The sequence below is a fragment of the Amycolatopsis sp. NPDC033938 genome (assembly GCF_055575975.1).
Window position 1 is genome coordinate 689,617 of record NZ_JBVIRO010000003.1, and the last position, 11,163, is coordinate 700,779.

Here is an 11,163-nt window from a genome sequence, read left to right on the forward strand (position 1 = left end):
ATTTGGGCAACTTGCGCGGTTTCCCAAGGGGGTCGTGAGTGCTAAGTGGTGTTCTAACCCTAATTAGCACTCACGACCCCACTCGAAACCGCGCATACAGTTAAAAATCGGACACGGAGTCGCCTGACAGTGCTCCTTTAGACATAAAGGACGCGCCATGCCTCAGCGGAGGGGACCTGACTGCAACCAGGTAGCGAAGGCCTCCTCACCACCTTCAGGGCCAATGCCAGGAACTTAAGCGACAGTGCCTGAGGTTTCCCTGATCGTCCATAAAGGACGCTTACCGTGGTAAATTGTCCGTTTGAGTAGCATTTGCCCGTATTTCCAAGTCTGTGAAGGCCTCCTTGAGGGACTCTGAGTCCCTCAAGGAGGCCTTCACGGACCCACCAACCCTCGTCCGCGAACCAGCGCCGCCCGAACGCCCGGTACCCGCTGGAGCCGGACCACCCGACCAGTGAAAACACGCCAAAACAGCATCACGCCACCGACCTTAAGTTCCTGGCATTGACCTTCAGGGCGAGCAAGGGGACCTTCACGGCAACGAGCCGATCACGCCATATTCGCCCTCCCTGTCAATAACCCTCATTAGCACTCACGACCCCTCGCAGAAACGTACATAGCGACATCAATCTGACCCTTAATCGCTCGACGATGCCCGTTGTGGACGGCTAAAGGCCCCGCCAGCGTCCAGAATCAGGCGTACCCACCTCGCCTTCGCCGGGACCCTGTACCTAAGAGCAAGGAATGGCACCATCACCACTCACGAGTCCGCTGGGCGGCGATGTCACGCAGGGTGTGCGAAGGTGACGTCATGGCCACCACCAGCAGCCGATTCCCCGTGTCCTGGACGACCCTCACCCCGGTCCTCGCCATAGTGGTGCTGGCACTGAGCTGGGGCCGTGAGCTGGGCGCGGTTCCGGTGGCCATCGTCGCGATCGCCCTCGGCGCGACCGTGCTGGCCGCGGTCCACCATGCCGAAGTGGTCGCGCATCGCGTCGGGGAACCCTTCGGCTCGCTGGTGCTGGCGATCGCGGTCACGGTCATCGAGGTCGCGCTGATCGTCACGATGATGTCCTCCGGCGGACCCGAGGCCGGAACGCTGGCCCGCGACACGGTGTTCGCCGCGGTGATGATCACCACGAACGGCATCGTGGGCATCTCGCTCATGGTCGGCGCCCGCCGCTACGGCGAAACGCACTTCAACCCCGAAGGCAGCGGCGGCGCGCTCGCCACCGTCGCCACGCTCGCGTCGGTCACCCTCGTGCTGCCGACGTTCACCTTCAGCACCCCGGGCCCGGCCTTCAGCGGCACGCAGCTCACCTTCGCCGCGATCGCCTCCCTGCTGCTCTACGGTCTCTTCGTGCTCACTCAAACGGTGCGCCACCGCGACTTCTTCCTGCCGGTGGACACCGACGGCTCCGTCAAGGAGGAAGTGCACGCCGAGCCGCCGACGAACAAGGCCGCGCTGGCCAGCCTCGGGCTTCTCCTCGTCGCGCTGGTCGCCGTGGTCGGACTGGCGAAGGTCGAATCGCCCGCGATCGAGGCGGGGGTCCGCGCGGCCGGTTTCCCGCAGTCGTTCGTCGGTGTCGTGATCGCCCTGCTGGTGCTCCTGCCCGAAACACTGGCCGCGACGCGGGCCGCCCGGCGCGACCGGATGCAGACCAGCCTCAACCTCGCGTACGGATCGGCGATCGCGAGTATCGGGCTCACCATCCCGACCATCGCGCTGGCGTCGATCTGGCTGGACGGACCACTGCTGCTCGGCCTCGGTGCGACCCACATCGTGCTGCTCGCGCTGACGATCGCGGTCAGCGTGCTCACCGTGGTCCCCGGACGCGCCACCCGTCTGCAGGGTGGCGTGCACCTGGTGCTGCTGGCCTCGTTCCTCGTGCTTGCCATCAACCCGTGACACGTCCTCTTCGGACGCTGTTCTGTCGGAGGTCACGGGTAATCTCTGCCCCGTGAACGCTCGGGACCGCATCCAGGAACTCGCCGATCAGATCGTCGTCCTTCGCGACGCCTACTACCGGGGCTCGCCGAAGGTGGCCGACGCCGACTACGACGCGATCGAGGACGAATTGCGGGGGCTCATCGAGGCCAACCCCGAGCTGACCCCGGATCCGAACCCACTCGACCAGGTCGGCGCGCCCGCCGTGCTGCACGCCCCCATCCGGCACTCGCGTCCGATGCTGTCGCTGGAGAAGGCGACCAAACCCGAGCAGGTCGCGGCGTTCTTCGCCCGCTTCCCCGGCCAGTCCGTGGTGGTCATGCCGAAACTGGACGGCCTGTCGCTGGCACTGGTCTACGAGAACGGGCGGCTCGCGCGAGCGGTGACCCGGGGTGACGGGACCACCGGCGACGACGTGACCATGCTGGTGCGGGCGCTGACCGACGGCGTCCCGGACAAGGTCGACGCGCCCGGCCGGGTCGAGGTGCGCGGCGAGGCGGTCATGCTGCGCTCCACCTTCGCCGCCTACAACAAGGCGCATCCGGACAAGCCGCTGATCAACCCGCGCAACGCCGCCGCTGGCACCTTGCGTGCCAAGGACCCGGCCACCGTCGCCGAACGACGTCTGCGGTTCTTCGCCTTCGACCTGACCACCGAACCCGAGAGTGCGGAAACCGATCTGGACGGTGCGCTGCGGACGCTCGGGTTCACCGCCGCGGACATGCGCCACTGCGAGGACGCCGAGGCGGCACAAGCCGTCATCACGACCATCGAACAGCAGCGCAACGAGCTCGACTACGACCTCGACGGTGCCGTGCTGCGCCTGGCGGATCGCGACGCCTACGCCGCCGCCGGGACCCGGTCGAGTTCACCGCGCGGCGCGATGGCCTTCAAGTTCGCCGCCGAGGAGAAGACGACCGTGCTCACCGATGTCGTCTGGGATGTCGGCAAGACCGGCAAAATCGCTCCCGTGGCGTGGCTGGAGCCGGTGTTCGTCGGCGGGGGCACCGTCACCCGCGCGACCTTGGCCAATCAGGAGGTCATCCGGGCCCGCGGGATCAAGATCGGCGACACCGTGCTGGTGCGCCGCGCCGGCGACGTCATCCCGTTCGTCGCGGGTGTCCTGGACGCCGCCAAGCGCACCGGCGAGGAGCGCGAGATCGTGCCGCCGTCGGTGTGCCCTTCCTGCGAAGAGCCGTTGACCGAACAAGGCAACAGCCGGGAGTTGTTCTGCACCAACCTCGCCTGCCCCGCCCAGACCGTGCGGCGGCTGATCCACTGGTCCTCGCGGGCCGCGGCCGATATCGACGCGATCGGCGGAGTCTGGATCGAGCGGCTCGCGGAGGCCGGCATCCTCGAACACCCGTCGGATTTCTACCGGCTCACGAAAGAACGGCTGCTGGAGTTCGACCGCATCGGCGAAATCTCCGCCACCCGCATGATCGAGTCGATCGACGCGAGCCGGGCCGTCGGCCTGCGCCGGGCGCTGATCGGGCTGGCGATCCCGATGGCCTCCGAGGGTACGGCCGCGCGGCTGTGCCGTGCCGGTTTCGGTTCGCTGGAAGCGGTCGTCGAGGCGGGCGAGGAGGGGCTCGTGGCGGTCGAGGACATCGGCCCCAAGGTGGCCGCCTCGCTGATCGAGCACCTCACCCGGCTGCGTCCCGAACTCGAGCGGCTGCGGGAGGTCGGTGTCTCGCTGGACGTACGCGAAGAGGACCTTCCGCCGGTCGTCGTGGCCGGCGCGCCGCTGGAGGGCAAGACCGTCGTGGTCACCGGGTCGATCAGTGACCCCCGCTCCGGCGAGAAGGTGCCGCGCCCGACCTTCCAGCGGTTGTGCGAGAAGGCGGGCGCGACCACCGCGTCGTCGGTTTCGGCGAATACGGACATGCTCATCACCGGCGCCGACGTCGGGGCGAGCAAGATCACCAAGGCCGAGAAACTCGAAGTCGAGGTAGTGGACCAGGGGGTGATCTGGCAGCAGCTGATCGCGGCAGGCGTCGTCTAGCTGGGCTTCGTCCGGTACCGAGGGCTCGTCGAGTGCCATTCGAACCCGCCGCCCATCCACCCCCGCAGCCCACGCAGAAACCGTTGCAGTTCAACGGAAGGAACCCCGCTCAACCGCTCGTGCGCCGCCTGGAAGTCGCGGACGACGTCGTTGTGCAATTCGACGGTGATCGCCGTGGCCTCCTCGATCGAGCATTTCCGGTCTCCGGCGATCAGCAGGACAGCGTTGCAGGGCGGCGACTCGTCCTCCAGGTCCTTGGCGACCGAATGCACGTCGTTGACGAGCACGGCCGCCGTACCCGCCTGGATCGCCGCCTCGCGGACCCTCGGGTCGTAATAGAGATTCGACGTCAGCTCATAGCCGCCGAGGACGTCGATCAGCGTCATCGACGTGTAGAAGCTGTCGTGCTGCCGCGCCGCGAGGTACTCCCACGCCGGCGGGTATTTCCCACTGTGGCGCCATGCCGCATAGGCGGTCCAGCTCACGAACATCGCGAAGGTCGAATAGCAGACGCGCTGAACCTGGGCGGCGGTCCCGGCTCGCCGCAGGAAGTCCGTCCCCGAGTTCAGTGCCACCAGAACCCGGTCGTTCCGTAGCGTTTCGTCGAGGTCGCGGCTGAATTCGCCCAGCGACGGCACCGGGTCCATGGCGGCCATCGCCAGCGCGAGCTTCGGCGGCAGTTCCGCCGGAACCGCACCGAGCGAGGTGTCGTCGGCGTACAGATCGTCCGCCGCCCACCAGGCCGCGTTGAGCCGCGCGGAGATCAGCAGCCGGTCGGGATCCTCGCAGTCCGGGTGGGCGAGCATGACCAGCCTGCCGAAGCCCGCCTTCCCGATCTGCTCACATTCCTCCTCGTCGAAGCCGCACTCCCCCGCCCACGCGACCAGCCGCCGGTCGACCTCCTCCGCGAGCGGATCGTTGATCCGTTCGGTGACGGGGCAGTACAGCGGCGGCGCCGATCCGTCACCCCACGGCCGGTACGCGTACCCGGGGTCCAGCCCGGTTTCGGGCCCCGGCGGCAGCGGGGTCTCCGCCACCGCCGGGGTGGGTGCGAGCCGGGCGGCCAGGCGCGCGGCGGACGTTCCCAGTCCACTCGGCCCGGCCAGAAGCGTGGCCAGGGCGCCATGTTCCGTCATCGCAGTCACTCCGATGCTCTCGGCAGGGTTCAGACCCGGTCCGCGGCGATGAGCAGATAGTGGAAACTGCCTTCGCGATAGGCGTCGAGGAACGGTCCCTCGATCCCGGTCGCCACCGACGACTTCGCCCGCAGCTCCCAGTACGGGATCGTGTCCGGTGTCAGGTCCACCACCGAGATCGGCACCAGACCGTTCGCCGTCATCGCCTTGAAGTACTCGCTGCGCGGATGGATGTTGCACGTGTAGTGCTGGTCGATCTGCGCGACGGCCTTGGATCGCCCACCGGTCACGTCGTTGTAGCACCCGGTGATGGTCACGTAGCGACCGCCGAACTCCAGCTGCCGCGCGTGTTCGGCGAACAGCTCGTGGAGATCGACGTACATGGTGCTTTCGTTGTTCCAGATCGCCTTGCGCGAGCCGGTTTCGAAGCCGGTGTCGAGCATGTTGCGGAAGTGGTAACGCACCTTGTCGGCGACCCCGCGGATCTCCGCCTGGTGGTTGGCGAACTCGACCTGCTTCTCCGAGATCGAGATCCCGTCGACGTGACAGCCGAACCGTGCGTTGGCCATGATGCTGGACCCGCCGCGTCCACAGCCGGCGTCGAGGAGCCGGTCGTCCGGTTTGACGTCACCGAGGTGATCGAGCAGGACGTCCGCCTGCGCGGTCTCCAGCCGGTGCATCTCGGCGATGATCCGCTCGTCGCGGGTGCTCTCCGGTCCTTCCAGCACCGACCAGTCGACCTCGCCGATCCCGTAGTGGTGGTGATAGAGCCCGTCCACGTCGCCCAGCCGCAGGTTGACCGGGTCCTTCTCCTTGTTCCAGTACGACGCCACCGACTTCTGGTATTCGGTGCGCAGAACCTTGGTGGGAGCGGGGATACGAGCGACTGTCACGTGTGTGGTCCTTTCTCGGGCGTTCAAGTTCGGTGTCGACGTGGATCGAGGGGTCACCGCGCGACCTCGACGTTCTCCAGGACACCGAGCGCGTCGGGCACGAGCACGGCGGCGGAGTAGTAGGTACTGACCAGATAGGTGGCCACGGCCTGTTCGGTGATTCCGTCGAAGCGGACGTTCAGGCCCGGCTCGTACTCGTCGGGCAGGCCGGTCTGGTGCAGCCCGATCACGCCGTTGTCCTCCATGCCGGTCCGCATGGCGAGGATCGACGACGTACCCGCGTCGGTGATCGGGATCTTGTCGCAGGGCAGCAGCGGCACCCCGCGCCACGCGGCAACCACCTTGCCGTCGACCGTGGTGCCCTCCGGGTACAGGCTGCGGCGCGTGCATTCCCGGCCGAACGCGGCGATCGCGCGCGGATGGGCGAGGAAGAACTTCGTCTTGCGGCGGCGGCTGACGAGTTCGTCCATGTCGTCGGGTGTCGGCGGGCCCGACCGGGTCTGGAACCGCGACTTCAGGTCGGCGTTGTGCAGCAGCCCGAACTCGCGGTTGTTGATCAGGTCGTGCTCCTGCCGCTCCCGCAATGCCTCCACGGTCAGCCGGAGTTGCTCGTCGAACTGGTCCATCGGCCCGTTGTAGAGATCGGTGACCCGCGTGTGCACCCGCAGCGACGTCTGCGCGACGGCCAGGTCGTATTCGCGCGGCGAGATCTCGTAGTCGACGAACGTGCCCGGCAGCGGTGGCTCGCCGTCATGCCCGGACGACAGCCCGATCTCCGCTTCCCCCTTGGCGTTCTGGGGTTGGGTACCGCGCGCCAGCATGCCCTGCACATGACTGCGCATCGCCTCGGAACGGCCGTTGAGGTCGGCGAAGTCCTCGGCGCGCAGGGTCAGCACGGTCACCGGGGTGACGGCCTTGACCGTGTACGGCCAGTTCCGGTCGATCCCGGCGAGCATTTCCTCACCGAAGTGATCACCGTCGGCCATGCTGCCGACGGTCGCCTCGCCGCCGTACTCACCCGGCATCATCTTGGCGACCTTGCCGTGCGCGACCAGCACGACCTCGTCGAGCGGGGTGCCGTGGCCGACGATCGTGTCACCGGGCCGGTACTCGTGCTGCACGAAGCGGTCGGCGAGCGCGGTGAGCGTGTCCTCGTCGTCGAAACCCCGCAGCAGCGCCAACTCCGACAGCTCCTGCGGGACGACCCGGACCTCGGTGCCGACGTTGGTGAAGCTCACCCGCCCGTCACCGATGGCGTAGGTCAGCCGCCGGTTGACCCGGAAGGTGCCACCACTCGCCTCGACCCAGGGCAGCATCTTCAACAGCCAGCGCGGCGTGATGCTCTGCATCTGCGGCCGCGTTTTGGTGGTCGTCGCGAGGTTCCGCGCGGCCGCGGGGCCGAGGCTGAGCCGCCGGTCGGTCGCCGGTGTCGTGGCGGTCATCCTTCGCGACCGAGTTCGGCGGCTTCGAGCACGGCCAGCGCGTCCGGCACGAGAACCGCGGCGGAGTAGTACGTGCTGACGAGGTAGGAGATGATCGCCTGCTCCGAGATACCCATGAAGCGGACGTTCAGTCCCGGCTCGTACTCGTCGGGCAGGCCGATCTGGCGCAGGCCGACCACGCCCTGGTTCTTCTCACCGGTGCGCATCAGCAGCACGGAACTGGTGTTGCTCTGACTCACCGGGATCTTGTTGCACGGCAGGATCGGGACCCCCCGCCAGGACGGCACCTTGTGCCCGCCGAGGTCGGCGCCGGTGGGGTAGATACCCCGTTTGCTGCATTCGCGGCTGAACGCCGCGATCGTGCGCGGATGAGCAAGGAAGAAGCCGGGTTCCTTCCACACCAGCGCGAGCAGGTCGTCGAAGTCGTCCGGAGTCGGCGGGCCGGTGCGCGTCGGGATCCGCTGGGCGAAGTCGGCGTTGTGGAGCAGGCCGAAGTCCGAGTTGTTGATCATCTCGTGTTCTTGCCGCTCACGCAGCGCCTCGATGGTCAGGCGGAGCTGCTGCTCGGTCTGGTCCATCGGCTGGTTGTAGAGGTCGGAGACACGGCTGTGTACCCGTAGCACGGTCTGGGCGACACTCAGCTCGTATTCCCGCGGTGAGGTCTCGTAGTCGACGAAGGTGCCCGGCAGCAGCGGCTCGCCGTCGTGGCCGGAGGAGATGTCGATCTCGGCCTCGCCGAAGTCGTTGGCGCGCCCGGTGTCCTGCGTTGCCTGCTCGATCTGGGCCTGCAGTGATTCGGACTGCTCCAGAATCCGTTCGAAGGCCTGGCGGGTCAGCGTCAGCACGGTGCAGGCGGTGGCCGCCTTGGCGGTGAACTCCCAGATGCCGTCGTCGGCGACGAGTGTCTGCGCGCCGAAGTAGTCGCCGTCCTTGACCACGCCGAGCGCGGTCTCGTCGCCGTAAGGACCGGGGCCGGTCTTGGTGATCTTGCCGTGCGCGATGAGGTAGACCCGGTCGGCGCGGTGCCCGAACTCGACGAGCACGTCGCCGGCGGCCACCTCCTGCTGTTCGAAGCGGCGGGCGAGTTCGGCGAGGACCTCTTCGTCGTCGTAACCCTTGAGCGGCTTCAGTTCCCCGAGTTCCGCCGGGACGACGCTCACTTGGGACCCGGTCTTCGAGAACGACACCCGCCCGTCGCCGACCGCGTAATTGAGCCGCCGGTTGACCCGGTAAGCTCCGCCGTTGACCTGAACCCATTCGAGCATCTTCAGCAGCCACCGGGACGAAATGCCCTGCATCTGCGGGACGGATTTGGTCGTGGTCGCCAGGTTGCGCGCGGCGGCCCGGCCCAAACTCAGCTGCGGATTTCCCGGCCCCTGGACACCTTCGGCGGAAGTGTCCGATTCGGTCACGGTCACAGCAAGGTCCACCCTTCGATAGTCATGCGAACAAACAAGATCCACAAAACGCGGAGTGCCGATATTCCCCGAGGTGACGGCCCCGCAGGGATCAACATAGCAAGGTGTTTTGCCCGCACAAGCGCACTTTCGGGTAATGAAAAAAGGCCACCCGAATGCCGAATAGACCATTGTCGCGAAATATTTCGGAAACGTCACTCGCCCATAAAAACGGCTCACGCACTTAGCCCAGAGATTGTTCTCAGGTGTTATGCGACACCGCCGCGCAACTCCCGGCGGTGTCAGTCGTGCGGCCGTTTGAGTGGGGCGGACGATCTCTTTCGGGTCACCTCTCGGTACGTGTCCGGCGGCGACTTGACAGACAGCGACGAGACAGAGGGTCGCGTTCGGACACTCTGTCGGGTCAGTCACCCTGAGGTGGTGCCGCCGATCCTGTACGCGCCGATCATTGTTCAGCGCTTGCTGACCTATCAGTGTCCGCTGTACTGTTCTGGCTGTGCTGACGTGTGAAACCCACGGTGCCGCGCTCGCCCGGCTGGGCCGTGCCCTCGCCGACCCGAACCGGTGCAAGATCCTGGTCGCCCTGCTCGACGGTGTGAGCTACCCCGGTCAGCTGGCCGGACAGCTCGGACTGAGCCGGTCCAATGTGTCGAACCACCTCGCCTGCCTGCGGGGCTGCGGACTGGTCGTGGCCACCTACGAAGGACGGCAGGTCCGCTACGCACTGGCCGACGAGCATCTCGCCCGCGCACTCCGTGAACTGGTGCAGGTCGTGCTCGCCGTCGACACGGCCGAGCCCTGCGTCGACGACGACACCAGCCTCCGGGTGCTCCGATGACCGAGCGCGCTCTTCCTCTCGAGACCGGTGGCTGCACGGATGGCTGCTGCACCACGACATCCACGCTCGCCCCGGACCGGCGCGCCCAGCTGTCGCGCCGGGTGCGGCTCCTGGTCGCGGCGACGATCACCTACAACGTCATCGAGGCGGTCGTCGCCATCTCGGCAGGCACCATGGCCTCCTCGACCGCGCTGATCGGCTTCGGCCTGGACTCGGTCATCGAGGTCGCCTCCGCCACGGCGGTCGCCTGGCAGTTCTCGGGCGCGGACCCCGAAGCCCGTGAACGCACCGCGCTCAAGGTCATCGCGGTGTCCTTCTTCGCGTTGGCCGCGTACGTCACTGTCGAGTCTGTGCGCACCCTGTTCGGCGCCGACCAGGCCGAGCACTCCACCGTCGGCATCGTGCTGGCGGCGATCTCGCTGGTCGTGATGCCGTTCCTGTCCTACGCCCAGCGTCGCGCCGGAAGGGAACTCGGCTCCGCGAGTGCCGTCGCCGATTCGAAACAGACCTTGCTCTGCACCTATCTTTCCGGTGTGCTGCTCGTCGGGTTGCTGCTCAACAGCCTCCTCGGCTGGTATTGGGCAGACCCGCTGGTCGCGCTCGTCATCGCCGCCGTCGCCGTCAAGGAGGGCCGCGAGGCCTGGCGCGGAGAGCACTGCTGCTGAGAGGAGCGCCATGACCCGGCCCGCGCGGTGGAACCGGTACTGGGACGGCAAATCCCGGAACTACGACCGGGAGATGCAGTTCCTCGACCGGAAGCTGTTCGGCGATTCCCGGGCATGGGCCTGTGGCCAGGCCACCGGCGACGTCCTCGAGGTCGCCGTCGGGACAGGGCTGAACCTGCCGCTCTATCCCGACGGCGTCACCCTCACCGGCATCGACCTCAGCGACGGAATGCTCGCCATCGCCCGCGGCCGCGCCGAACGTCTGGGCCACCCGGTGACGCTGCGGCGGGCCGACGCCCACGACCTGCCCTTCGAGACCGGTTCGTTCGACACCGTGGTCTGCACGCTCGGGCTCTGTGCCATCCCCGACCACGACAAGGCGTTGCGGGAAATGAGCCGCGTCCTCCGGCCAGGTGGACGGCTCATCCTTCTCGACCACATCGCGAGCTCGTCGCGGACGATCCGCGGCCTGCAATGGCTCACCGAGAAGATCACCGTGCCGATGGCGGGTGAACACTTCCTTCGCCGCCCGGCGGAGAAGCTCGACGCACTCGGCCTGACCGTCGAGAACCGGGAACGGTTCAAGCTCGGACTGGTGGAACGACTCGTCGCCCGCAAGTGAACGGCTGTCATGGGAATTTCATCCGACGGAGGGCACGCGTGCTCTCCGTTCAGTCACGCGTGCCCTCCGTTCAATCACGCGTGCCGCCCGATGTAGGTACCTAAGAGGTCCTAACAGAATGACCTTGGGGTGTGGTTTGATGCCGTGTCTCGTTGATCTTCGGTGAGAGGTGGGCTGGGTGGGGCAGCGGCGTCCG

Annotated in this window: 9 protein-coding genes; 5 read left to right on the top strand and 4 right to left on the bottom strand. The window is 67.1% G+C overall.

Annotated elements, in window-relative coordinates; all coding sequences use genetic code 11:
* Nucleotides 1-811: 811 nt before the first annotated feature.
* Both ACZ5ZX_RS12780 and ligA read left to right on the top strand, forming a co-directional pair.
* Entirely contained in the window at nucleotides 812-1,909 is a 1,098-nt protein-coding gene (locus ACZ5ZX_RS12780) for a calcium:cation antiporter (RefSeq protein ID WP_465502149.1), read from the top strand.
* A gap of 52 nt (nucleotides 1,910-1,961) precedes the next feature.
* Complete coding sequence (ligA, locus tag ACZ5ZX_RS12785; RefSeq protein WP_465502150.1) at nucleotides 1,962-3,953, top strand: NAD-dependent DNA ligase LigA; 1,992 nt, start codon at nucleotides 1,962-1,964, stop codon at nucleotides 3,951-3,953.
* Here ligA and ACZ5ZX_RS12790 read toward each other — a convergent pair.
* Genes ACZ5ZX_RS12790 through ACZ5ZX_RS12805 form a run of 4 tightly spaced genes read right to left on the bottom strand, consistent with a single transcriptional unit; the run spans nucleotide 3,950 to nucleotide 8,842 of the window.
* Entirely contained in the window at nucleotides 3,950-5,089 is a 1,140-nt protein-coding gene (locus ACZ5ZX_RS12790) for a family 2 encapsulin nanocompartment cargo protein terpene cyclase (RefSeq protein WP_465502151.1), read from the bottom strand. The genes ligA and ACZ5ZX_RS12790 overlap by 4 nt on opposite strands.
* Before the next feature lie 29 nt (nucleotides 5,090-5,118).
* The gene (locus ACZ5ZX_RS12795) at nucleotides 5,119-5,982 is read right to left on the bottom strand and encodes a geranyl diphosphate 2-C-methyltransferase (RefSeq protein ID WP_465502152.1); all 864 of its coding nucleotides are present in this window, start codon (nucleotides 5,980-5,982) and stop codon (nucleotides 5,119-5,121) included.
* A 53-nt stretch (nucleotides 5,983-6,035) separates the two neighbouring features.
* Complete coding sequence (locus tag ACZ5ZX_RS12800; protein ID WP_465502153.1) at nucleotides 6,036-7,424, bottom strand: family 2B encapsulin nanocompartment shell protein; 1,389 nt, start codon at nucleotides 7,422-7,424, stop codon at nucleotides 6,036-6,038.
* Nucleotides 7,421-8,842 carry a family 2B encapsulin nanocompartment shell protein gene (locus ACZ5ZX_RS12805; protein ID WP_465502154.1) on the bottom strand — a complete coding sequence of 474 codons (1,422 nt, stop codon included), beginning with the start codon at nucleotides 8,840-8,842 and terminating at the stop codon, nucleotides 7,421-7,423. The genes ACZ5ZX_RS12800 and ACZ5ZX_RS12805 overlap by 4 nt, the downstream gene beginning before the upstream one ends.
* A 496-nt stretch (nucleotides 8,843-9,338) precedes the next feature.
* Between ACZ5ZX_RS12805 and cmtR the strand changes: the two genes are divergently transcribed.
* From cmtR to ACZ5ZX_RS12820, 3 genes are read left to right on the top strand one after another with little or no spacing between them, the layout of a single operon-like run.
* Nucleotides 9,339-9,680, top strand: a complete 342-nt coding sequence (gene cmtR, locus ACZ5ZX_RS12810; protein ID WP_465466105.1) for a Cd(II)/Pb(II)-sensing metalloregulatory transcriptional regulator CmtR — start codon at nucleotides 9,339-9,341, stop codon at nucleotides 9,678-9,680.
* On the top strand, nucleotides 9,677-10,345 hold the full coding sequence (locus ACZ5ZX_RS12815) for a cation efflux transmembrane domain-containing protein (RefSeq protein ID WP_465502155.1): 669 nt from the start codon (nucleotides 9,677-9,679) through the stop codon (nucleotides 10,343-10,345). Before cmtR ends, ACZ5ZX_RS12815 begins: the two co-directional genes overlap by 4 nt.
* 10 nt (nucleotides 10,346-10,355) lie before the next feature.
* Nucleotides 10,356-10,967, top strand: a complete 612-nt coding sequence (locus tag ACZ5ZX_RS12820) for a class I SAM-dependent methyltransferase (RefSeq protein ID WP_465502156.1) — start codon at nucleotides 10,356-10,358, stop codon at nucleotides 10,965-10,967.
* Nucleotides 10,968-11,163 lie beyond the last annotated feature (196 nt).

What these genes read in the sequence shown, in the direction of transcription:
- ACZ5ZX_RS12780 (WP_465502149.1), top strand. Translation starts at nt 812, where the DNA reads ATGGCCACCACCAGCAGCCGATTCCCCGTGTCCTGGACGACCCTCACC.
- ACZ5ZX_RS12790 (WP_465502151.1), bottom strand. Translation starts at nt 5,089, where the DNA reads ATGACGGAACATGGCGCCCTGGCCACGCTTCTGGCCGGGCCGAGTGGA.
- ACZ5ZX_RS12800 (WP_465502153.1), bottom strand. Translation starts at nt 7,424, where the DNA reads ATGACCGCCACGACACCGGCGACCGACCGGCGGCTCAGCCTCGGCCCC.
- ACZ5ZX_RS12815 (WP_465502155.1), top strand. Translation starts at nt 9,677, where the DNA reads ATGACCGAGCGCGCTCTTCCTCTCGAGACCGGTGGCTGCACGGATGGC.
- ACZ5ZX_RS12820 (WP_465502156.1), top strand. Translation starts at nt 10,356, where the DNA reads ATGACCCGGCCCGCGCGGTGGAACCGGTACTGGGACGGCAAATCCCGG.